General features: G+C 46.9%; 15 protein-coding genes. 14 read left to right on the top strand and 1 reads right to left on the bottom strand.

Annotated elements, in window-relative coordinates:
• Positions 1–5: 5 nt before the first annotated feature.
• The 13 genes from VPNCDNU1_RS09655 to rplI all read left to right on the top strand — a co-directional run bounded on the left by VPNCDNU1_RS09655 (position 6) and on the right by rplI (position 22,466).
• Positions 6–8,759 carry a hybrid non-ribosomal peptide synthetase/type I polyketide synthase gene (locus tag VPNCDNU1_RS09655; protein WP_104400145.1) on the top strand — a complete coding sequence of 2,918 codons (8,754 nt, stop codon included), beginning with the start codon at positions 6–8 and terminating at the stop codon, positions 8,757–8,759.
• Entirely contained in the window at positions 8,759–12,100 is a 3,342-nt protein-coding gene (locus VPNCDNU1_RS09660; RefSeq protein WP_104400146.1) for a non-ribosomal peptide synthetase, read from the top strand. Before VPNCDNU1_RS09655 ends, VPNCDNU1_RS09660 begins: the two co-directional genes overlap by 1 nt.
• Positions 12,097–12,867, top strand: a complete 771-nt coding sequence (locus VPNCDNU1_RS09665; protein ID WP_104400147.1) for a thioesterase II family protein — start codon at positions 12,097–12,099, stop codon at positions 12,865–12,867. Before VPNCDNU1_RS09660 ends, VPNCDNU1_RS09665 begins: the two co-directional genes overlap by 4 nt.
• A 367-nt stretch (positions 12,868–13,234) precedes the next feature.
• Positions 13,235–14,875, top strand: a complete 1,641-nt coding sequence (locus tag VPNCDNU1_RS09670; RefSeq protein WP_104400148.1) for a chitinase — start codon at positions 13,235–13,237, stop codon at positions 14,873–14,875.
• A 210-nt stretch (positions 14,876–15,085) separates the two neighbouring features.
• Positions 15,086–15,664 carry an aminodeoxychorismate/anthranilate synthase component II gene (locus tag VPNCDNU1_RS09675; protein ID WP_104400149.1) on the top strand — a complete coding sequence of 193 codons (579 nt, stop codon included), beginning with the start codon at positions 15,086–15,088 and terminating at the stop codon, positions 15,662–15,664.
• Between the two features lie 349 nt (positions 15,665–16,013).
• Positions 16,014–17,228 carry an aspartate aminotransferase family protein gene (locus VPNCDNU1_RS09680; RefSeq protein WP_104400150.1) on the top strand — a complete coding sequence of 405 codons (1,215 nt, stop codon included), beginning with the start codon at positions 16,014–16,016 and terminating at the stop codon, positions 17,226–17,228.
• 94 nt (positions 17,229–17,322) lie between these two features.
• Positions 17,323–18,342 (top strand): arginine N-succinyltransferase, encoded by a 1,020-nt coding sequence (astA, locus tag VPNCDNU1_RS09685; RefSeq protein WP_104400151.1) that lies wholly within the window; start codon positions 17,323–17,325, stop codon positions 18,340–18,342.
• Between the two features lie 27 nt (positions 18,343–18,369).
• A complete protein-coding gene (astD, locus tag VPNCDNU1_RS09690; protein ID WP_104400152.1) occupies positions 18,370–19,830 on the top strand; it encodes a succinylglutamate-semialdehyde dehydrogenase in 1,461 nt (486 codons plus the stop codon).
• Positions 19,831–19,965: 135 nt separating this feature from the next.
• Positions 19,966–20,757 carry a DUF1338 domain-containing protein gene (locus VPNCDNU1_RS09695; protein ID WP_104400153.1) on the top strand — a complete coding sequence of 264 codons (792 nt, stop codon included), beginning with the start codon at positions 19,966–19,968 and terminating at the stop codon, positions 20,755–20,757.
• Between the two features lie 260 nt (positions 20,758–21,017).
• Positions 21,018–21,425 (top strand): 30S ribosomal protein S6, encoded by a 408-nt coding sequence (gene rpsF, locus VPNCDNU1_RS09700; protein ID WP_101114158.1) that lies wholly within the window; start codon positions 21,018–21,020, stop codon positions 21,423–21,425.
• Positions 21,426–21,433: 8 nt separating this feature from the next.
• Positions 21,434–21,736: a primosomal replication protein N gene (gene priB, locus VPNCDNU1_RS09705; protein WP_101114160.1), complete on the top strand. Its 303-nt coding sequence runs from the start codon at positions 21,434–21,436 to the stop codon at positions 21,734–21,736.
• 16 nt (positions 21,737–21,752) lie between these two features.
• Complete coding sequence (rpsR, locus tag VPNCDNU1_RS09710; protein WP_000090471.1) at positions 21,753–21,980, top strand: 30S ribosomal protein S18; 228 nt, start codon at positions 21,753–21,755, stop codon at positions 21,978–21,980.
• A gap of 33 nt (positions 21,981–22,013) precedes the next feature.
• On the top strand, positions 22,014–22,466 hold the full coding sequence (gene rplI / locus VPNCDNU1_RS09715) for a 50S ribosomal protein L9 (protein ID WP_104400154.1): 453 nt from the start codon (positions 22,014–22,016) through the stop codon (positions 22,464–22,466).
• Positions 22,467–22,553: 87 nt separating this feature from the next.
• Here rplI and VPNCDNU1_RS09720 read toward each other — a convergent pair whose 3' ends face one another.
• Positions 22,554–23,312, bottom strand: a complete 759-nt coding sequence (locus tag VPNCDNU1_RS09720; RefSeq protein ID WP_104400155.1) for a DUF481 domain-containing protein — start codon at positions 23,310–23,312, stop codon at positions 22,554–22,556.
• A gap of 249 nt (positions 23,313–23,561) precedes the next feature.
• Here VPNCDNU1_RS09720 and VPNCDNU1_RS09725 point away from each other — a divergent pair, with 249 nt between their 5' ends.
• The gene (locus tag VPNCDNU1_RS09725; RefSeq protein WP_104400165.1) at positions 23,562–24,965 is read left to right on the top strand and encodes a replicative DNA helicase; all 1,404 of its coding nucleotides are present in this window, start codon (positions 23,562–23,564) and stop codon (positions 24,963–24,965) included.
• Positions 24,966–24,969: the final 4 nt, after the last annotated feature.

A 24,969-nucleotide genomic window follows, 5' to 3' on the forward strand; every position in this document is an offset into this window, starting at 1 on the left:
TTAAAATGAAGCCCGATATGCCCATTGCTGTGATTGGAATGACTTGTCGTTTCCCTGATGCCCCCAGCGTTAAAGCATTCAGAGAAAACCTTCTTTTTGGTCACGATTCTATTCATCCGTTAACACCTGAAGAAATAGAGCGTGAAGGGATAGATCCTTCATTGCTCGAAGATGATGATTTTATTAATGCCGGCACGCTCATTGAGAATGTCGCGAACTTTGATTATGGCTTCTTTTCTCTTTCGCCTAAAGAAGCTTCATTGATGGATCCTCAGCACCGGTTATTTTTGGCGGAATGCCGCAAGTTGTTAGACGTATCTAACCTGACGCGAGATGAAGATAACATTGGTATTTTTGCGGGGTGTCGTCAGAGTACGTACCAAGCCTTTCTTTCACCAATACGTCCTGAGCAAATAACCGAATCTGAATCCTTCCAACAATTGATGGGTAACGACAAAGATTACCTTGCCACAAGAGCGTCGTATTTTCTTAACTTAAACGGTCCAGCGCTGACAGTGCAATCGGCTTGCTCGACTTCACTGGTCGCGGTGCATCAAGCCTGTCAGTCTTTGCGCAGTGGTGAATGTGACAGTGCCTTTGCAGGTGGGGTAGCCATTTCGTTCCCGCAAGGGGTTGGGTACCGAGCATCGGAAGGCATGATATTTTCGAATGATGGGAAATGCCGTCCTTTCAGCGAAGAGGGCACGGGCATCGTCGCTGGTAATGGCTTAGGTATTGTCGCGCTCAAACGTTTGGATGATGCAATTAAAGACGGCAATAAAATTCACGCAGTGCTAAAGGGCTCTGCGATTTCTAATGATGGAAAAGCCAAGCTGGGTTATACCGCACCCGGTAAGACTGGACAGAAAAAAGCCATAGAGATGGCTTTGAAAAAAAGTGGCGTCGATCCAAAAGATATCGGCCTGCTGGAGGCGCACGGTACAGGGACTCCCCTTGGTGATCCGATTGAAGTCCAAGCTATTTCAGAAGTTTACAGCACGTTCGATGTGCCCAACCAAAACTGCGCCATTGGCTCAGTAAAAGGTAACGTAGGTCATCTCGATACCGCTGCTGGGGTCGCCAGTCTGATCAAATCGATATTGTCAGTAAGAGACGGTTTGATACTGCCAAGCCTACATTGCCGACCGGAAAATCCACGTATTCAGTTTGATACAACCCCATTCTATTTAGCGCATGACTGCAGTGTTTGGCCTAACCGTTTTCAGTCTCGAATCGCCGCGGTAAGTTCTTTTGGTATTGGTGGAACCAACTGCCATATGATCGTAGAACAGCCACCAAAACAAGAACCTGAGGCGCGTGACACAAGCTCGGATGAATTTGAAATACTGGCGGTCAGCAACCACAAAGAAAGCAATGTGCTTGAACAGGCAAATCAATTTGTTTCTAGCCTTGAAAACGATCAAATTGCATCTCAATGTAAGACTGCTGCATTAAAGCGAACCCATTACTCCTCTAGAGTTGCACTTTACGGAAAAAGCAAAAAAGATTTTCGTAAAGCTCTGAAGAATGCCACTGTCCAAACGGTTAAAACGAACCCTACAGTCGCATGGGTTTTCTCGGGGCAGGGCAGCCAAAAACCTGGAATGGGAAAGGCATTTTATGAAAAGTATGCCGTATTCAGAGACGCGATTGATGATTGCGACCGCTTGTTTAGCGACGCAGGGATTGCCAACTTAAAAGAGGTCATGTTCGATGACCACCTCGCTGAAAAGCTCAATCAAACATTGTATACACAACCCGCTTTATTCGCTTGGCAGTATGCGATGGGGTTACTGCTGATTGATTGGGAGGTAGAGCCAGACTTTGTTGCAGGCCATTCTATTGGTGAGTTTGCGGCTTGTGTCATGGCTGAACACTTTTCCGTCGAGTCTGTTGTTCGATTGGTGGCGCACCGAGCGCGATTGATGCAAGAGCAAACCGATGAAGGTCGAATGTTAGCGATAAAGTTGCCTGAGGCGCAGTTGCAGGATGTGTTAAGTGCACATGAAGCCATTTCTATTGCCTCTATCAACAGCGCTGACCGTTTCACTCTCAGCGGCCGTGATAGCGATGTTTCACGTCTTATTGAAAGTTTGGATGCATCGCAGATTGCTTACAAAGAACTGGACGTGCATCGAGCATTCCATTCCTCCACCATGGAAGCGATTCGTGACGACTTTCTCCAATTTACGTTGCAGCAAGAAGCGACTGCAGAAGAAGAGAGTGACGTCTGTATGTACTCCACACTGACTGGAGAAGAAGTCCAGTCCGGCGACCTTACGCTCGACTATTGGTTTCAGCAATTGCGCAGCCCAGTACTCTTTCATCCAGCATTAGAATCCATTGCCAAGGAAGAGCCTGATCTTGTGGTTGAGATAAGCCCTGATGGCAGCTTCTTATCGCTACTCAAACACTCTGACGTTTTTGACAGTGAGTGTGTCGCTGGCAAAGTGGGTTATGAGCATAGCCACGAATTGGTCGCGCAGTTGTTCAGTTTGGGTTACGAGCAACCTTTAGAAGCATACTACGAAAATGCAGCTGCCCCGTTTTCTGAAATGCCCCCGTTGGTCTTTTCGGACACGCATTGTTGGGCATCCACTCCGATCCATTATCCTGCGGCAAGGCAGCACAGTGGCTATGGGATACAAGAAAAAGAGCCAGCCCAAAGCATGGAGTTCTGGGGATGGCAATGGCAGCCCATTACTAACGATGTCGCACCAAAATCTGAATTTGATGATGAGCTTAAACTTCGTTGGGCGATCATCGGAAACAACAAATGGGCTGACAGCTTAAACGTTGGGATAAGTGCTTCAGGCCATCAATGTGATATTTACGACACCGTTCAGAGTGTGCAAGAGTGTGATCGGTTAATTGATACTCGTCCCCTAACCTTGGACTGGACTTTAGAGGCATCAGCACAAACGCTGACGGCTGCAAGAGAAAAGCTCGTTCAGCTAGGGCAGTACGGTGAACAGCACCCTAAGTGCCGCATCATCACCTTGCTATCAAGTTCAGCTCAAAAAGTAAGTGATGGGAATAGCCCACATAGTGATAACTTGCTTTGGCCTTTCCAAAACTTAAATCGCAGTTTAGCTAACGAAAAGCCGCAGCTCTCTCTTCATTGTTTGGATATTCATGATTGCACAGTGGATAGCGCATTGGTGTCCATACTGTCGAACCTTGATGAGCCTAGCCCTATCTTGAGCTTGAAAAATAATCAGCTCTACACTTTAGACGTTGTCAGCAAAGAGGTGGGAACACCTCAACAAGCTATGGAGTGGCGCAGTGAACACTTTACGGTGATAGCCGGTTTAGGCGCGGTGGGGCTTGGGCTTGCTGAATGGTTAGTTGAGAAAGGCTGCGATAAGCTCGTCATTATCGTGCGACAGGCTTTAAACGAACAACAGGAAGCCTTAATTCAATCCCTGCAAAGCCGAGAAGTGACGGTGCATGTACTGCAAGCCAGTCTTGTGGAAGAGCACGCCTTGAGCGCCGCGTTCGACACATTGGACGTTACTGTAAGTCGTGTGTTCCATACCGCGCATGCGGGGACGCATAAATTGCACCCTCTGGACGACAGCAGTGCGTTCGAGGGCTCTTTGCCTGTCAAACTTATCGGCAGTATGAACCTACACCGCGTGTTTGAGAATCAACCTCTTGAACTGTTTTGTATGTTTACGTCATTAAGTAGCATGATGGCTATTTCGGGTACCAGCGGTTACGCGACGGCAAATGCTTGGCAGGATTCATACGCAGCGTATTTGCGCCAACATGGTGTGCCTGCTCTCACAGTCTCATGGAGTCAGTTACAGCTATCAAGAGACGCCCAATATGTTGCCAGTGTTAATGACACGGGCATGGTAGCACTCTCAAAAGAACAGACGTTTTCCGTGATGGAGCAATTGATTCAGCACAATGAGTCGGGGCTTACTCCTATTCTTTATGATGCCAACGTATTAGGGCAAGTCGTCAGTAAACTTCCGGCGACATCTGTCTATCTCAAAGATATCTTTACCATTGAATCAACCGATGCAGCGACACCCGCGGCAACGGATGGGAATAACCTGATCAGCCTAGACAATCTCAGTACTGAAGAAGCCAAAAAAACGGTTGCTGAATTTTTGCATCAATTGATTTGTCAGCGGCTTCAATACAGTTCCGATCAACTGGATCCCGACGGCTCGCTGACTGGCCAAGGTGTGGACTCACTGATCTTTTTAGATATTGTTCAGGTGATCAACAAAACCTTCAGTATGGATCTGCCACCGACTGCTGGCTACGAGCACGGTACGATAACGGCGTTAAGCCAATACATCGCTTCACAACTTAAAAAAGACGATATTGAATTCTCCCAAAGCACCACAAGCGAGGCGGAGAGTACCATTGTTGCGGATCCTGCCGCAGCATACGAACCCTTCCCTTTAACCGATTTACAGCAAGCTTTTTGGTTAGGGCGTCGCAATGATCTGAACTTAGGCAGCGTGTCTTGTCATGAATATCTGGAACTTCAGTTCGATGAGTTGGATATAGACAAGTTAGAGACCGCTTGGAATCGACTGATCGCTCGACATGACATGATGCGTTGTGTGATCACCGGAGATGGTCTTCAACGAATATTGCCGCACAGCGACCAAACGCACTACCAAGTTGGAGTTACAGACTTGAGTAACGCTTCAGTTGAGGAGCGAGAAAGCCACTTGGCAAATACGCGCCAACGCATGAGTTATCAGGTCTTTAATCCACAAACATGGCCTCTGTTTGAGCTGAGTGTTTCAAAATGGGATGGAGGTATCCGTGTTCATTTGGATATGGACCTATTGGTGTTCGATATCCAAAGTCTACGTGTAATTTTTGGTGAATTGGATACGCTCTTGTTAAATCCAGATACTGAGTTCCAACCGCTAACCTTGAGTTTCCGCGATTACATCATGGTAGAGAAGGCGCGCGAAGTTGAACCTCGCTGGTTAAGCGCCAAAGAGTATTGGCAAAATAAACTGAACGACATTCCACCTGCGCCAGAATTGCCAATGATTCGTGAGGAATCCACTTCCGAGCAGATGTCGTTTAGGACACTGGATCACGTACTTGAACGTGATACTTGGGAGGTCTTCAAGCAAAGAGCGCGTGATTTCGGGATAACACCAAGCGGAGCAATGCTGGCTGCGTATACGTATGCCATCGCGTCTTACGCCAAAAGCTCTGAATTCACACTCAATATTACGTACTTCAACCGAAAAAACGTGCATCCTCAAGTCATGGATATATGTGGTGATTTCACTTCGTTGATGTTGCTCCCCGTTTCTGTCGATGCCACCGAAACGTTCATTGACGCCGCCAAACGCACGCAAGAATCGTTATGGAAAGCGCTTGAGCATCGCGACTACAACGGTATCCGCGTGATGCGAGATTTGGGACGTCATATGGGGGAAGGTGCCGATGCGATTCAAATGCCCGTTGTATTTACGTCAATGATCGGCATGGACTTTAATGACCCATCTCAACCTGGGTGGGAATTGCAGCGCCATCAAATCTTCGAGGTTAACCAGACGCCTCAAGTGTGGTTAGACTATCAGGCTAGGGAATCCAATGGTGCATTGTTCACACAGTGGTTCATTGCCGATGAGTTCTTTGAAAAGCCAATGATTGAAGGTCTCTTCGAAACGTACACTTCAATATTGGACAAGCTAGCAAAAGAGGAAGAATTCTGGACAGCACAAGTCCCTGATTTGCGTAGTGATCAGGCGAAAGCTATTTCTAGCTCGCTGAATCGAGTGGTCGACACTCAATTACCGACACTCATGCCTGAACCGTTCCATAAAAGTGCGGGGCAGGTGGCTCAAAGACCGGCATTACTCACCCACGATTCATCGCTCAGTTACCAAGAAGTGCAAGCCCGAGTCAATCAACTTGCCAACCACCTTATCCATTTAGGTCTATCAGCGTCAGAACCTGTCGCGGTCGTCATGCCAAAAAGTGTTGAAGCCGTGATTACCGCACTGGCGATTCAAACGGCTGGTGGCTGCTATACGCCCATCAACGCCGATTTTGATAATCAGCGTCTAGAGCAGATCCTGCTTGTTCTCGAACCGCTTGCGATTCTTACTGTGGCTGATATTGAGTTGTCGGTGCCTTGTTCTGTGATCAACGTACAGCGATTGAACCTGACAGATGAATCAACCGAGAAACCGATAGCACGCCAAACAAGTGATCAGCTGTCGTACATTATCTACACATCGGGCAGTACAGGGGTTCCTAAAGGGGTCATGCTAGACCATGAAGCCCCTCTAAATACGTTGCAGCAACTGGCGAATATTCTGGACCTTGGTCCTGATGACCGTACCTTATCGATGTGTGCTTTCCACCACGATATGTCGGTGTTTGACTTGTTTGCGATGTTTGGGAGTGGTGGTTCCGTTGTTCTACCAGAAAGGGACAGAGCCTACGATGCCATGCATTGGCTATCGCTCATGCATGAACACAAGCCAAGCATTTTAAATGCTGTGCCAGCGTTCATCACTATGCTGCTTGACGCCATTGAACAACAAAATTCGGTCCCACCTTCACCTCGTCATATCATGATGGGAGGAGATTGGATTCCCGTAGAGTTAGTTCGTCGAATCCAAAAAGTTTGGCCGGAGGTCGACATCCACTCTATCGGAGGACCGACAGAGACGGCCATCGTGTCTACTCATTACCGAATTCAAAATATCGAAGAGGATTCGTCGCGTATTCCATATGGACGCCCTCTGCCAAATCAGACGTGTGTGTTGCTCAACTCAGCAGGAATTGAGTGTCCACCAAATGTTGTGGGCGAAATTTGTATGGGAGGGATGGCTCGCTCATTGGGTTATCTCAAAGATGCAGAACGTACTGCAGAAAAGTATCGACCACACCCTCTAACGGGTGAACCTCTGTTCTACACCGGTGATATGGGGGTGTTAAGACCGGATGGTCAACTGGATATCCTTGGTCGCATAGACAACCAAATAAAAATTAATGGCTTACGAGTCGAGCCGGGAGAAATTGAAGCCGCGATTGAACAACATCCACAGGTTAGTGAAGCGGTTGTTGTTTACGCGGGTGAGCCCACACGTCAGCTACACGGCTTTGTTAAATCAATCGAAGTCACAAGTACAGTCACTGACCAAGATTGGTATCAAGCCTCCGATGATGGACACAATGCGATTGAACACCTTCCAGAGAATTTTGATTTGGCCGACTACGCTGAACATTATTCCGACATGGAACAGTTGGCTACATGGGTAATGCTACGTACGATCCAAGCTGTAGGCTTCTTCAAAACGGAGGGGGATACAGCCTCGTTTGTAACACTTGTGGATGCACTGAAGGTTTCCCCTCATTACCAAAAGCTTTTCGAAAGCTGGGTTCGCGTACTGACAGAGGATGGTTATCTTGTCCTTGAAAAGGGTGAATACAAGGCGACGCACCGCATTAAGGACGCGGAAGAGTATGATCGCCAATTTGCTAAGATTGTTGCTCACACAGAGACGGGACCTGAGCATACTCAACGTATTTGGTCGTTAATATCGCGCTGTATTGAACGAAGTGGAGCCCTGCTCGATGGAAGTTTCAACCCGCTGGAATTAATGTTTGAGGACGGTAAAACCGATTTTGCTGAAAGTTGGTATCGAGAAAACCCCGTTTCCACGCATTTCAACCGTGTTGCAGGTAAAGTCGCAGGAGGCTTTTTAAGCAATCGCTCAGGACCGTTGCGTATTCTAGAGTTTGGCGCAGGTATCGGAAGCGTGACCCACGAAATATTGACCAACATGCCTAGTTCCGATTTCAGTTATGACTTTACCGATTTATCCACTTACTTTTTGGATAATGCCGCGGATGTCTTTAAGGCGTACCCTCAGCTCAATTATGGCTTGTATAACATCAACGAGGAGCCAAGTTTACAGGGGTATCAGTATGGTGAATATGACCTCGTCATCGGTGCCAACGTATTGCACGATGCCGAAGATCTGAATGCCGCGAGCCGACGTCTACGTGCCTTGCTCAAGCCCGATGGTGCACTCTTACTTGTCGAAGGAACAAATAACCCTCGTTTCCAGCTGGTAAGCCTAGGGTTTGTTGAAGGTTTGACGCATTACGCTGATGAAAGGCTGGAAACTTGCTTACCTATGATTTCGGCACCGAGTTGGCAACAAGTCATGAATCGCGCTGGCTTTGCGAAAGCAACGTGCTTCCCTAAAGCGGGGCACGACACCGAAGCGATGAACTATCACGTGTTACTTGGGCAAAACAGCGGCAGTGACTGTTCGCTGGATGTTCAATCAATCCAAAGCTTGTTAAAGAGCCAGTTGCCTGCACATATGCAGCCTGCGCATTGGCATCATTTGTTGGAACTGCCACTTACGCTTAACGGTAAGGTGGATCGCCAAAAACTCGCAACGGAAATCAAATCATCAAGTCACCATGAATCACTTGAATCAGGCGGTTTGGCACTGACGACAGATAAGGAGCATTTGTTGGCAAGTGCTTGGTCTGACACGCTTAACATCCCTGTAGAAACGGCGGACGCCAACTTCTTCATGTTAGGGGGAGATAGCTTGTTGTTGACTCGTCTTAGCGGTTTATTGCAAGACAAACACGGTATTTATCTGGATTTGGCGACGCTCGTCAAAACGCCCCGATTATGCGATCAAGCAGTGTTGATGGGGGATTTACCAGCAACTCTCGATAATCAAGAGCTCGATATTGAAGAAGAAGCATTCGAAGAGGGGGTGATTTGATGGATACGCTCCAAGAACAGTCTCTCCAGGAGCTGCGCGAAGAGGCTCAAAAGCGCCACATCCGACTTTGGGTAGAGAAAGGTCAATTACGCTTTAAAGCCCCGAAAGGGGCTATGGACGCCAATTTACTTGAAGCGATGAAAGCGCATAAAAGTGCCTTAATATCAGCGCTGAGTTCTGGAAGACAAGCACCACAAATAGACTCAAATCCTCAGGAGCGCTATGAACCATTTCCATTAACGGATTTGCAACAAGCTTATTGGGTCGGAGAGCATGGCGGGTATGTCCAGTCGGCAATTGCGTGCTACGTCCACCATGTAGAGTTTAAAGATCTGTCGGAGGAGCGTGTTCAGTCTGCGCTGCATCAGTTGCAAAGTGCGCACGAAGTTCTCCGTACACGCTTTAAAGACGATGGTACTCAGCAGATCATGCCAGTCGGTGAGCTGCCAATCCATCTTCAATGTCATTCACTTAGGTCGATGAGTCAGGAAGATGCCGAGGCTAAGTGTGTGGAGCTTGCAGACAATTTTCCTGAGCAAGTTTTGCCATCATTGCAAGATGGCCCGCCCATGGCAGCCGCACTCTTACATTTGCCAGAAGGTGATAGGTTAATATTTGCCGTGCGATTGATCGTTATGGACGGTCCTTCGCTTGCTCGACTCTTTCACGACTTATTGTCTGCGTTGTCTGGTCAACCCTTACTCACGAAACCTCAGCTTAGTTACCGAGACTATGTGCTGGCGTTACGCGCGCTAGACACGACGGAGGCAGAGTCATATTGGTCTAAGGCGTTGGAATCCTTGCCCGCAGCACCACAGTTGCCGATGAGAGGAGAAATGCCTAAACAATCGAAATTTGTTCGGTTGGGCGGCAGTTTGGGGCTTGAGGATTGGACTCAAATCAAAAAAAAGGCACAAGCACACGGTACGACTCCGAACGCTGTCATGTTCGCGCTCTATGCTTCTGTACTCCGATTGTGGTCCCAAGACGAACGTTTCGTTATCAACATGCTGACTAACTTTCGTCCTTTTGATCATGCAGAAATGGGCTTGGTCGTCGGAAACCACAGTAATACGATTTTGATGACCAGCGACGGTCAGGGGCATTTCATCGAACAGGCGAAAGCCGTTCAAGCCATGTTTGCTGAGCGGTTGCCGCACGCGTCATTGTCTGGAGTTTCTCTACTAAGGCGATTACAACAAACCCGCGACCCAAACCAGCCTGCGGTGCCTTTTGTCTTTACGAGTGGGATATCGCAACAAGCCGCCGAAGGCATGCCGAACAAATTAAAAGAGATGTTCCGTCCAATATCCAGTGAACTCCGTACGCCACAAGTTTGGCTGGACCACCAAGTTGTCGAAGATCAGGATGGTCTTTTGTACTACTGGGATTACGTAGACGGCGTATTTGAAAAAGGGTTACCAGAGGCGCTATTCGAACGTTTTGAATGGGCGCTGTCGGAACTGCTCAATAACGAACAAGCTTGGCTAAGTGTCAATCCAGCCGCTCTTAAGGAGAGCGATCTAAAACCTTTAGTGGAGCTGCCAGAGGTTTCTGCAGAAAGTAACTTGGCAGAAAGTAATTTGGGGCAGGCGTTTTTGAATCAGGTTCAGCGATCGAGTAACGCTGTCGCGCTGGTTGATTCGCAAGGGCGTGAAATGACCTATCGAGAGCTGGCGGAAAAAGCTCTATCGGTTGCTCAAGGCTTGGTTTTATCGGGGGTAAAGCAAGGTGACCTAGTGGGGGTTTCCTTACCCAAAGGTTCTCAACAAATCATCAGTGTGATCGGTATTGTACTCGCTGGAGGAGCATGGTTGCCGATGGACATCCGTTTACCTGATGCACGTCGGAAGGCGATCATTGAGCAGAGTGGTCTTCAATTCATTATTGGAGAACAAACCGGTGATTTAAGCGTTGATGACTTGCTCGCTCATCCTGAACTTGAGAAGCCGAATATAAGCTCAAAAGAAGCGTTGGCTTATGTCATTTACACATCCGGATCGACTGGTCAGCCTAAGGGAGTTGCCACTTCTCATGGCGCGGTTTTAAACACCCTATATGAGATTAACCGCCGCTTTTCCATCCATTCGGAAGATAAGGTATTGGCACTGTCTGCGCTGAACTTTGACCTCAGTGTGTACGATATTTGGGGTACGCTCATTACAGGAGCATCTGTCGTCATTCCTCCCGATGCGGAAGTTCCTGATCCGATGATCATACTTGAGCAATGTAAGCGAAACGGAGTCACCGTTTGGAACTCCGTCCCCGCGTTACTCGAAATGGCGTTCTTACAAGGAAAAGAGTTCAGTCAGGAAGCGTTAACCAGCCTTAAAGTTATCATGCTGAGTGGTGACTGGATCCCAATGCCTCTTGCGAAACAAGTATTGAATTATCTGCCGAAAACGCACTTTTACTCTCTCGGTGGCGCGACTGAGGCATCAATATGGTCAAACTATTTTTCTGTTACAGAAATCAGGGAGGATTGGCGCTCTATTCCCTATGGTTATGGTCTTGCGGGTCAACAGTTACATGTGCTCGATAAGGATGGTACTCCTTGCTTACCTTGGGTTGTGGGGCAAATCTACATTGAAGGATTGGGGCTCGCTGACGGTTATTACAATGATGTCCAGCGCACTGAATCCAGTTTTATTACACATAAAAGTGGCCGACGACTCTATTCAACTGGCGATCTTGGAAGATGGCGTGATGATGGCTCGGTAGAGTTTCTTGGTCGATTGGATTTTCAACTTAAGCTACGTGGGCATCGAATAGAAGCTGGCGATGTGGAATCTCATCTGCTTGCCCAAGCTCCAATCAAGAGTGCTGCAGTAATGGTGGTTCAAAGTAATAATGACCAACCTGTACTGGCGGCACTGTGCACGGGAGATGGTTTTGATGCTGAGGAAATACGCCATACCTTACGTGGTGAGCTACCAGCTTATATGGTGCCAAGCCACGTGTTCCGAATCGATGCGATGCCATTGAATGTGAATGGAAAACGCGACCAAGCCGCATTACGAAAACTGGCTGAGCAAGCGCTGACATCGGCGACAAACTGCAGTGAAACGTGCACCGAGAGCGCGACTCTAGATGATGAGGATCTTGCTCCGCTCGCAGCCCTCTGGGCAGAAATTTTAGATTCTAAACCCTGTAACACTGAGGCGAACTTCTTCCTAGAAGGCGGAACATCCATGCTGGGGGTGCAATTGATCAGAGAGATAAAACTCAAGTTCGACATAAGCTTACCCTTAGCAACTCTATTTGAAAATCCAACATTGAGCGCCGTTTGGCGTGCTATTGAAATTGCTCGTAGTGAGCACAGTACAAAGGTGAATCCATGACCTGTTTACCCTTTCCGGACGTCAAAGCCAATCCGGAAATTGATTTGTTTTGCTTACCCTATGCCGGCGGCAGCTCCGCTGTATTCAGTAAGTGGGACGCCATGTTTCCCGACTGGATCTCAGTCAAACCCGTTGAATTGCCAGGACGTGGTTCGCGCCTGAACTCTTCATTGATGACATGCCCAACTGAACTCAGCATACAATTAGCCGATGAATTGGCTGAACGCATTGAACGACCGTGGGCTATTTTTGGGCATAGCCTTGGGGCTGCTTTGGGCTATCGCATTGCTCACATCATAGAAAGCGAACACCCGTTACTTGGATTTTTCCCATCAGGAAGACATGCTCCAACTTGTGCAGACCCAGCTCCGTTGAGGGCACATCTCAGTGATGAAGCGTTAATTGAAGAGGTGCGTTCGCTTAATGGCGCGCCACCAGAATTGTTGGAAAACAGGGAATTTATGAACATGGTCTTACCGATTATTCGTGCGGACTTTGAACTTAGCGAGCGAGGTTCGTTACTCCCTCCACTTGGTTCTATGAAGTGTGGAATGCAGGTGTTCGGTTCAACAGATGATCCGGAAGTACCCATTGCATCGCTCAAAAATTGGAAGGATGTTGCTGGCGCTGATTTTAGCCAGAAAATCTTGCCTGGCGATCATTTCTTCCTACATCATGAATCTCAGTGTCTTTCGATGCGCGATTCTATCTGCGACTTACTATCCAAAGCTTTAGCTGAATCAAAGAGCACGGTTTCGGCGATATAGAAGCAGATTATCTGTCTGCACTTGACCAACTGAGTCACATGAAAGACGTTGAGTTAGGTGCAGATAGATCGTTGGTTGTGTTCTCCGCTTCGACCTCTATCCTTACTCTCATTTTACATGCAAAAAATAAGGTCTTTTGTCTGTGGTTCAAACTGTGATCTTGCCATATAAATTTAGTTGTTTACCAAACCTGTGATTTTCTTGATTAGTTACTCAATTCCAATGTAGCAAGTTGGTGTGCGGTTTTCATATGGTAGAAGTGACTCGGAATAATCAATTGTACTTATACATTTCACTGCGATTAACTAAATAGGTGACTTATCATTCTGTTGATTCCCTACATTTTTATGGAGCGAGAGGAATAAGAATGAAAACCAAACGTTACCTTTCAGTATTAATTGGCGGTTTATTGTCGGCAAACGCATTCGCGGCAATGAACATCCAACCGGACCCTACGAATCCTACTGGCTACATCATTTCACGTGCAGATATTCAAGCGGTTGAAAACTCAATCACTGTCGATCCAATGTATGACATCTGGTCTAAAGCATTGGAGACGCGTCCAAATACGGTAGTTGAAGCTATCCTACCGGGACTAGCAAGCAACCCAGAAAACGTTAAGCGTGTAGAGCGCGTATTCCCTCAAGCTGAGTGGGATTTCCTAACGGGTATGGCTGCTCCAGAATACACTTACACGCGTTTCTTGCGTGCGATTGGTAAATTCCCTGCGTTCTGTGGTGAGTACACAGATGGTCGTGACTCTGATGCGATTTGTAAGAAATCCATCGTAACGGCATTTGCTCACTTTGCTCAAGAAACCGGTGGTCACATTGCAATCGACAATGTTTCTGACAACCCTCTGGCGCTAGAAGAGTGGCAGCAGGCTTTGGTTCACGTACGTGAAATGGGCTGGGCTGAAGGTCAAGAAGGCTACACAACAGGTTGTGGTCAAAACGATTGGCAAAACGCGCGTTGGCCGTGTGAAGCGGGTCAGGGATACTTTGGTCGTGGTGCTAAACAGCTTTCTTACCACTTTAACTACGGCGCATTCTCTGAAGTAATGTTTGACGGTGATGCGACAGTATTATTGAAAAACCCAGCTCTAGTTGCCGATTCATGGTTGAACCTAGCTTCTGCAATCTGGTTCTTCCTTACTCCTCAAGCACCGAAACCAGCCATGTTGCATGTCATTGACCGTACTTGGGCTCCGTCTCAGCGTGAAGCAGCAGCAGGCATTGGCTATGGCTTTGGTACAACCATCAACGTTATTAATGGCGGTATTGAGTGTGGCGAGCAGAACAAGACAAAAGGTCAGCCTGTAAACCGTATTCGTTACTGGGAAGGTCTTGCTGCGCATTACCAAATTCCAGTCGAAGCTGATGAGAAAAACACATGTTATCAGCAAACTCCGTACGGAAGCCTGAACCTAAATGGTGCCACTGATGTGCTTTACACCAACTGGGATGGTAACTGGAAATACCATGCAGATCGCCCTGGCGGTTTCTCATTTGAGTGTGAGCTAGTTGGTTTCCAAACGGCGTACTCAGCACTTGTACCGGGTGATTATGAGAAGTGTGTAACGAACTTCTACGGTTCACATGCGACATGGCCTCAAGTTCGTGTAACAGATAAGCCAATTCCGGTTGAACCCGGAGCAGGCGTAGAGCCACCAGTTAATGGTGTTGCAGGTTGGGAAGCCACTAAGGTTTACAACAGAAACGATAAAGCAGCTCGCAAAGGTGTGGTTTACCAAGCGAAGAACTGGTCACAAGGGGACGATCCTGCACTAGGTGGTCCTTGGGTAGTTGCTGACGGAACAACAACGCCACCAACGACTCCTCCTACAAACCCAGGTGGTTTCATTCAGTGGGAAGCAGGTGTCAGTCAGGTTGCTGATGGCGACAAGGTGACTCACGCTGGTAAATGCTTTATTGCCAAAAATGGCCCAGGTGTGTGGGAAACGCCACTGACCTCTAACCATTTCTGGGATGAGATCGCGTGTAAGTAATCTTACCTAAATCTTTTAAAGCCTCAGCGTTTGCTGAGGCTTTTTTATTCTTAGAAAGGAAGGGGCAATCGCGACCTGTTAATGTCGCTTTACAGCTTGAATATTGACAATTTCATCTTATGAACAATTTTCACTTGCCTTTCATCGCCTCTGCTGCACAATACCGCCCTTAAGTTACATAGCCAATCATCCATGTAAACGACGTTCCCTATGCTGTTAATCATCGATAATTACGACTCTTTTACCTACAACCTCTACCAGTACTTCTGTGAACTGGGCGCGGATGTAAAAGTCGTGCGTAATGATGAAATCACTTTAGATGAAATCGAGTTACTGGCTCCGTCGCATTTGGTTATTTCCCCTGGCCCTTGTACCCCGAACGAAGCAGGAATTTCCTTGAGTGCAATAGAGCACTTTGCAGGAAAGTTACCTATTTTAGGTGTATGTCTTGGTCATCAAGCTATTGCTCAAGTTTTTGGCGGCAATGTTGTTCGAGCCAAAAAAGTCATGCATGGGAAAACGTCCCCAATTCAGCATAGCGATATTGGTTTGTTCAAGCAGTTGAATTTGCCGTTAACAGTGACACGTTATCACTCACTTGTGGTTGAAACCGAAAGCCTACCAGATTGCTTTGAAGTGACAGCATGGACACAGTCATCGGATGGGAAGTTCGATGAAATTATGGGCTTTCAACATAAGACGTTACCGATTGAAGGCGTTCAATTTCACCCGGAATCCATCAAAACGGAACAAGGTCACGAGTTACTGGCGAACTTTTTGCGACGATAAACCCTGCTTAGGGTCACTTTTCCTAACATTTTTCTGAATTATTTTTCTATCCGCAGTCTATGCAAAACTATTCGCAATACGATTCTCTTGTTTGCGTAACCCTACTATCTATATATGGTTAACCTCTGCTTATTTTACCCATAAGTATAAATTGCTTCATAAAAGCGGTTTGCTCGTGCATAAATAATCATGCGAGAGCTGGGGTGGCGTGTTGTTTGCTCAGTAAAAAGAACAAATCACTATTGAAATAGTTAAATTAATGTAAATACAATGTTTGAGCAGTAGAAAATGCCATTAGGTATTTGAACTTACTAATGCTGATTACATTGGGATCGAAATGGAGTATGTGATGACAATGGAAAATAAAGTAGAACGCAGCTGGTTTAACGACGTAATGGTACCTTGTTATAACCCGATGGAAATCATTCCGGTTCGAGGAGAGGGTGCCCGAGTTTGGGACCAAGCCGACAAAGAATATATCGACTTTGCTGGTGGTATTGCTGTGAGCTGCTTAGGGCATTGTCATCCAGCGATGGTTTCTGCACTAACAGAACAAGCGAATAAAATTTGGCATCTCAGTAATGTCATGACGAACGAGCCTGCGCTTCGCCTAGCAAAAAAACTGACCGAAGTCAGCTTTGCTGAAAAAGTGTTTTTTGCCAATTCAGGTGCAGAAGCAAACGAAGCCGCACTGAAATTAGCGCGCCGTTGGGCAGTGGATACGCATGGTGAAGAAAAGTCTGAAATTATCGCATTCAAACAAGGCTTCCATGGCCGCACCTTCTTCACTGTAACAGTGGGTGGTCAAGCGGCGTATTCTGATGGATTCGGTCCTAAACCTGGTGATGTCACTCACTTGCCTTACAACGATGTAGAAGCGTTGGAAGCGCACATTTCATCAGAGCGCACTTGCGCCATCATGATGGAGCCATTGCAGGGCGAAGGTGGAATTATTTCGCCAACCCCTGAATTTGTGGAAGCCGTTCGCACTTTGTGTGACAAGCACAACGTATTGCTTATTCTCGATGAAGTGCAGACGGGCAACGGTCGTACGGGTGACTTCTACGCTTACCAAGGTCTTGGTATCACGCCAGATATTCTTAGCACGGCGAAATCACTGGGTGGTGGTTTCCCTGTCGGTGCGATGCTTACAACAACAGAATTGTCTAAGCACATGAAAGTCGGCACTCACGGTTCAACCTATGGTGGTAACCCGTTGGCTTGTGCAGTAGCGGAAGCAGTGGTTGACGTTGTAAGCCAACCAGACGTTTTAGCGGGCGTAAAAGAGCGCGAAGCGCTATTCCGTGAAGGTTTGACTAGAATTAACAATAAGTACCCGATTTTCTCTGAAGTTCGTGGTAAAGGTTTACTGCTTGGTGCAGCGCTGAACGAAGAGTGGCAAGGTCGCGCTCGTGATGTGCTTGTAGCAGCAGGAAATGAAGGGCTGATGGTTCTGGTTGCTGGTGCCAACGTCGTTCGATTCACACCATCTTTAGTGATTTCAAAAGAAGAAATCGAAGAAGGATTAGCGAGACTAGAAAAAGCCATCGCAAGCTTAGTTTAGGTTAAGTCGCTCGGTTCGAGTCAAGGTCGGGTGTTTATCACCCGACCTTTTCACTTCGAATGGGGTCTTACCATAGCATCTGGAGGGAGTTGTGATGCTTGTAGTACGTCCGATTACAAAACAAGATTATGAGGCACTGCATACGTGTGCCGTCGAATCAGGACATGGATTTACTTCTCTTCCTGTCAATGAAGAATTACTGACCAATCGAATAGATCACTCTGTTTACAGCTTTGATAAGCCTGAAGTTAAAGAGCCCGGAGATGAAGGGTATTTGATGGTTGGTTTTGACAGCGAAACGGGGGAAGTCGCTGGGACAACTGGCATCGAGGCTTCGATTGGCTGGGATGTACCGTTTTATACCTATCACATCAGTAAAGTGGTGCATTCCTCACCCAAGCTGGGCGTCAATAATGTAGTGAAGCTGCTGACATTTGGTAATAACTACACGGGTTGCAGTGAGATTTGTACCCTGTTTTTACGCCCCCAATTCCGCAAAGGACTCAATGGGCGGCTCATGTCCAAGTGTCGTTTCTTAATGATGGCGGAACACCCGCATCGATTCTCCGAAACTGTCTTTGCAGAAATGCGCGGTGTTTCTGATGACGAAGGTAATTCGCCATTTTGGCAATGGCTGCAAGAACACTTCTTCTCTATTGAATTCACCATGGCGGACTATCTCACGGGGATAGGAAAGAAAGGCTTCATTGCCGATCTTATGCCCAAGCTGCCAATTTACATCAATTTACTGTCGCCAGAAGCGCAGACCGTGATTGGTAAAGTACATGACAACACACGTCCAGCGCTTCGTTTACTGGAGCAAGAAGGGTTCTCGTGTCGTGGTTATGTCGACATCTTTGATGCGGGTCCATCGGTCGAGTGTGACTTGCGAAATATTGACTCGGTACGTCGCTCGTTTAGAGCCAAAGTGAGTGTTCAAGAACATTCCAGTGCCCAACAATATTTGATGTGTAATTCGTCATTTGAAGATTTTAGAGCCGTTGCAGGCGCAGCGGCATACGACAAAGCGTCGGACACCGTTTTACTGACACAAGACATTGCCAATGCATTGGAAGTCAAAGACGGCGAATACGTGCGTTTGCTCGCACAGTAACGTGAACATGAAAAAAGGAAAAGCAGTATGAGCACGCACTGGATAAATGGATCTTGGGTTGATGGTTCAGGTGAAGAGCTGGCGTCAACTAGCCCCTACAATGGGGAAACGATTTGGCAAGGTAAAGGCGCAACAGAAGAGCAGGTTGAATCCGCAGTAAGCGCTGCTCGTTCTGCTTTCTTGCAGTGGAAGAAATTGCCTTTTGTCGAACGCGAAACCGTTGTACTGAAATTTGCTGAGTTGGTAAAAGAAAACAGCGAAGAAATCGCAACCATCATCGCGAAAGAAACCGGAAAGCCAATTTGGGAAACCCGAACAGAAGCGGGCGCTATGGCAGGGAAAATTGCCATTTCCATTCGTGCTTATCACGATCGTACTGGTGAAGCGCAAAGAGAAGCCGCAGGCAACCAAATTGTACTTCGACATCGCCCATTGGGTGTGATGGCGGTCTTTGGCCCTTATAACTTCCCTGGCCACTTGCCTAACGGGCATATTGTGCCTGCATTGCTTTCTGGCAATACCGTAGTGTTCAAACCATCGGAGCAAACACCTTGGACGGGCGAGTTTGCGATGAAGCTTTGGCAGCAAGCAGGGCTACCTGATGGCGTGATAAATCTAGTGCAAGGTGCGAAAGAAACCGGCATTGCATTAGCAAATTCCAAGCAAATCGACGGTGTGTTGTTTACTGGCAGCGCGAATACGGGTCATGTACTGCATCGCCAATTTGCAGGTCAGCCGGATAAAATGCTGGCGCTGGAAATGGGCGGCAACAACCCAATGGTGATAGCCGATCATTTTGGTGATGTTGACGCCACGGTATACACCATCATTCAATCCGCATTCATTAGTGCTGGTCAACGTTGTACTTGTGCGCGTCGTTTGTACGTACCTGTTGGGGAAAGCGGCGATCAATTGGTTGATAAGCTGGTGTCAGCAACGGCAAAAATCCGTGTCGACGAACCTTTCGCGGAACCTGCACCTTTTATGGGACCACAAATCTCCATTCAAGCGGCTGAAGGGATTTTAAATGCGCAATCTCACCTTCAAGGTCTCGGTGGTGTCAGCCTGATAGAAGCGGAATCAAAAGGCGAAGCGTTTGTTACGCCGGGCGTCATTGACGTGACCCAAATCGCCGACCTGCCAGATGAAGAGTACTTCGGACCGTTATTACAGGTAATTCGCTACGAAGGCTTAGAGTCTGCGGTCGAGATGGCAAACGACACTCGTTTTGGCTTATCTGCTGGATTGGTTTCCACGATGGACAGTGATTGGGATTACTTCGTTGAACACATCCGTGCCGGCATTGTAAACCGCAACCGCCAGCTGACGGGAGCAAGCGGAGATGCACCATTTGGTGGTCCAGGTGCGTCTGGTAATCTTAGACCAAGCGCTTACTATGCCGCGGATTACTGTGCTTACCCAATGGCTTCAATGGAAGGGCAAGAAACCTTGTTACCAGCCACCCTAAGCCCGGGTGTTGAGCTGTAAAATTAGATAAACAAGGGGCTATATCTCTATAGCCCCTTACTGTTCAAGTTAAAATAATAACAGGCAGTTAGCTAAAACTCCGTCACAGGCTCCAGTCACCTCTACCTCTCTCGGTAGTTCTAAAAAGGAGGCGTTATGTCGCCGGATACTTTGTTTGCTTCACTTTGGAATGATTACATCACCCGCCTTTGTCCTTCTGCTCAAAAGGTCCATGATTTACTGCAGGAAGATGAAGCTCTCATCAATGATCACATTGCGCTAAGAACTTTTGGTGTCGCGCCATTGGGAATAGATACGTTGGCCAAACCCTTTTTGGAACTCGGGTACAAAGCGGCTGGTGACTATGTCTTTGAATCCAAAAAGTTGGTAGCAAAACATTTTGAACATCCAGACCCTAAGCAGCCCAAAGTGTTTATCAGTGAATTGGAAGTAGAAAAATGCTCTCCTGAACTGCAAGACATCGCCGCAAGATTGCTTGATCAAGTGGATACTACTCAGCTAGCAAGCAGTAAATTCCTACACAGTGGGAGAATGTGGGATATCAACCATACCGACTATCGAGCGCTGGCAGCGGAAAGTGAATATGCGGCTTGGTTAGCGGCTCATGGATATGGTGCAAACCACTTTACTGTTAGTGTCAATCAGTTAAATCAATTTGAAGACGTCATTGATGTGAATCGCCATCTCAAAGAATCGGGCTTCACCATCAATGAGTTTGGCGGCGAAGTGAAAGGCTCCCCAGACGTGTTGTTAGAGCAATCTTCCACCATGGCGGATAAAGTCCCCGTTGCTTTTGTAGGAAGTTCGGAGGTTGTTCCGGGAGGCTTCTATGAATTTGCCAAGCGCTATCCAATGAAAAATGGCGAGCTCTACTCGGGTTTCGTTGCCGCTTCTGCCGATAAAATTTTCGAAAGTACCGATAGCTAGCAACCACGCGTAATACACTGAAATATCAAGGCATCGGCAACCTTTCCCGATGCCTTTCTAGTTTATTTATGGAGCCTTTTGGGTATAAAGGTTTGAGTCTTACAAATATCTCTTCTAACACTCTAAATTCCCCTTGCTCTTAGCGGTGTTTTTCTATACTATTTGCCGTCCTTAAAACTCGGTCATTTTTCTTTAGTTCCTTGCTTCCTCTGGACGACCGAGCCACTCGTGGAAGCTAATAATCCGTAAGGAGCAACCAAATGCGTCATTACGAAATCGTATTCATGGTTCACCCTGATCAAAGCGAGCAAGTTGCTGGTATGATCGAGCGTTACACTGGTTCTATCACAGAAGCTGGCGGTACTATCCACCGTCTAGAAGACTGGGGTCGTCGTCAAATGGCTTACCCAATCAACAAGCTTCACAAAGCTCACTACGTTCTTATGAACGTTGAAGCTGGTCAAGAAGTGATTGACGAGCTAGAAACTGCTTTCCGTTTCAACGATGCAGTTCTACGTAACATGATCATGCGCACTAAAGGCGCTGTGACTGAACAATCTATTATGCTTAAGCAAAAAGAAGAGCGTGCAGAGCGTGCTCCTCGTCGTGAAGAGCGTACAGAGCGTACAGAACGCACAGAAGCTAAACCAGAAGCAGCTGCTGAGTAATTCATTGCATGACCAATCGAATGGAGCTAAGTGGCACTGTCGCGAAAGCACCGATTCGAAGCCACAGCCCTGCGGGCGTCGCCCATTGCCGATTTTGGCTAGAGCATCGTTCTACAGTGCTAGAAGCGGATTACCCCAGACAAGTTTATTGTCGTATGCCGGTAATCATTAGCGGGCAAAGGTCGCAAGAGTTAACTCAAGAACTCGTTATAGGCAGTCACATTAAGGTAAGCGGTTTTGTCGCTTATCAAACCAGCCGAAATGGCAATGGGAAATTAGTGTTACATGCCGAAAATATCACATATATTTAAGATCAGGAGATAGCCCATGGCTCGTTTCTTCCGTCGTCGTAAATTCTGCCGTTTCACTGCAGAAGGCGTACAAGAGATTGATTACAAAGACGTAGCAACTCTTAAAAACTACATCACTGAAGCTGGTAAAATCGTACCTAGCCGTATCACTGGTACAAGCGCTAAGTATCAGCGTCAGCTAGCTCGCGCTATCAAGCGTGCTCGCTACCTAGCACTACTGCCGTACACTGATAAGCATCAGTAATCGGCACCGTCTATTTAGAAAGAGGATTAAACAATGCAAGTTATTCTACTTGATAAAATCGGTAACCTAGGTGGTCTTGGCGATCAAGTAAATGTTAAATCTGGTTACGCTCGTAACTTCCTTATCCCACAAGGTAAGGCTGTAATGGCAACTAAATCTAACGTTGAAATGTTCGAAGCTCGTCGCGCTGAACTAGAAGCAAAAGTTGCTGAGCAGCTACAAGCTTCTGAAGCTCGCGCTGAGAAAGTTAACGCTCTTGAAGCAGTTGTTATTGCTTCTAAAGCTGGTGACGAAGGTAAACTATTCGGTTCTATCGGTACTCGCGATATCGCTGACGCTATCACAGCGGCAGGTGTTGAAGTAGCTAAGAGCGAAGTTCGCCTACCTGAAGGTGCTCTACGTAACACTGGTGAGTTTGAAATTAACGTACAACTTCACTCTGAAGTGTTCGCTAAGATCAACCTACAAGTTGTTGCTGCTGAGTAATTCAGTACCAAGCGATTTGAGAAAAGCTGGCTTTAAGCCGGCTTTTTTTATGTCTGTAGGTTTGAGTTCATGATTGTTTTGTATGCGTCAAAACTTGACCAGCAGATTAGCCGACACCACAGTATCCGTTTTACTTAAATCATTGGGAACGCGATCGAGATACTGCCGAGAGTGAGAAAGCTTAAGCGCGATATCTTCAGTGATGGCGTTGGTAATACTGATCTCGTTATCGAAGCGTGTGTTGGATTTTCCGCTCACGACTAATAAATCAGCGCTGAGTGACAGTGCTGGCAATACTTTCCAGTCACCTTTGAAATGCCCTCGAAAGATAAACTCATCCACATTGTCAGGGAAAATTAAGTCATCGTCATCCAACTCATCCAGATTTGGCTTTTGATGTCGATAACCTGGGCCCAACTCCAGTGAGAGTTTTAAGTCATCCGTGTAGGTAAACTGATAACCGAGCCCACTCGACCAAGTGTAATCTTTGTAATACGCACTGTATTTGGAATCGATGCCTTTGAAGTTGGCATAAAGGTAAGTACGAGGCGCAAGCTTGTAGTCACTTTGAACTTGGTAGGTAGATTGTTTCTTGTCTTCCTTATCGTTTTTATTCAGTTTATAGAACTTCCATTCACCTGAATACCGATGCCTTCCTTGTGTGTAAACCCCTTCCAAGCGGCTATTTAGGGATTCCGAATTGGAGTTACCACTGTGCGCTTGGTATCCAAATTCCACCTCTGTTTTCAAGGGAGATGAAGGCGACGTATCCGTGTCGGTACTTTCCTCTGCATAAAGGCTGGCATGAAATACCGCCAGACTAAGCACAAGCAAATTTTTCGACACTCAATACCTCTCTCATATTCTTATTTTATTCAACCATACACTTGGCTATATAGCGGCACGGCGCATGACATATGAGATTGTATTAATAGCCTTAAAGTCTCGGGTCAGGACTGTGTTAATTTCGTAAATTCTTCAAATCGGTGCCTTGTCTGAAAGTCAATTCATTCTCGCTGAACCGAGCATCTTGAGGTTACTTGGTTATAGAACTTAGCTATAATGAACGATCACGATAAGCTGTTGAGAACACCCATGCCAGATACCCGAGATAATCGTAATAAGAAGCCAATTGATAGCCAAGTTGACGCTATCAAAGTACCGCCGCATTCGTTGGAAGCAGAGCAATCTGTTATCGGTGGGCTGCTTTTAGATAATGAACGTTGGGATTCGGTTGCTGAAAGGGTAGTGGCGAAGGACTTTTATAGCCGACCACATAGAATGATTTTTGAAGGGGTGAAAACCCTTTTAGAAGAAAACAAACCACTCGATCTAATCACCTTATCAGAATTCCTAGAGCAACGAGAAACCCTCGATGATGTGGGTGGTTTTGCTTATCTAGCTGATTTGGCGAAAAACACGCCAAGTGCCGCGAATATAAATGCTTATGCCGATATTGTTGCGGAGCGTGCACTGGTTCGAAACCTAATCGGTGTGGCGAATGAAATTGCTGATGCCGGTTACGATCCACAAGGACGCAGCTCCGAAGACCTTCTTGACTTGGCTGAGAGTAAAGTTTTCGCCATTGCAGAAGACAGAACCAATGAGAATGAAGGTCCTCAGAATGTCGATAACATTCTAGAGAAAACTCTGGAACGTATCGAAATCCTATACAAAACACCACAAAATGGTGTTACGGGTGTTGATACGGGCTTCAACGACCTCAACAAGAAGACGGCAGGTTTACAGGGGTCGGATTTAATTATTGTTGCGGCACGTCCATCGATGGGTAAAACAACTTTTGCGATGAACTTGTGTGAAAACGCCGCCATGGTATCTGATAAGCCTGTGCTTATTTTCTCGTTAGAGATGCCCTCTGAGCAAATCATGATGCGTATGTTGGCATCCCTTTCTCGCGTCGACCAAACAAAAATCCGTACTGGTCAGCTAGACGATGAAGATTGGGCGCGTATTTCTTCTACCATGGGTATTCTCATGGAAAAGAAAAACATGTACATCGATGATAGCTCTGGTCTTACTCCTACTGAAGTTCGTTCTCGTGCACGTCGTATTGCTCGTGAACACGGTGGCTTGTCACTTATCATGGTCGACTACCTTCAGCTGATGCGTGTACCCGCTCTATCGGATAACCGTACATTGGAAATTGCAGAAATTTCCCGTTCTTTGAAAGCGTTAGCAAAAGAGCTGAATGTTCCCGTTGTTGCTCTGTCGCAGCTTAACCGTTCTTTGGAGCAACGAGCAGATAAACGCCCAGTAAACTCGGATCTACGTGAATCAGGTTCTATCGAGCAGGATGCCGATTTGATCATGTTCATCTACCGTGACGAAGTGTACAACCCAGACAGCACACTCAAAGGTATTGCCGAGATCATTTTGGGTAAACAACGTAATGGTCCTATCGGTTCCGTGCGACTGACGTTCCAAGGTCAATTCTCTCGCTTCGACAACTACGCAGGTCCTGCGTTTGATGATGAGTAATCTT

This window comes from Vibrio penaeicida (genome assembly GCF_002933855.1).
In the GTDB taxonomy this organism is placed as follows: domain Bacteria; phylum Pseudomonadota; class Gammaproteobacteria; order Enterobacterales; family Vibrionaceae; genus Vibrio; species Vibrio penaeicida_A.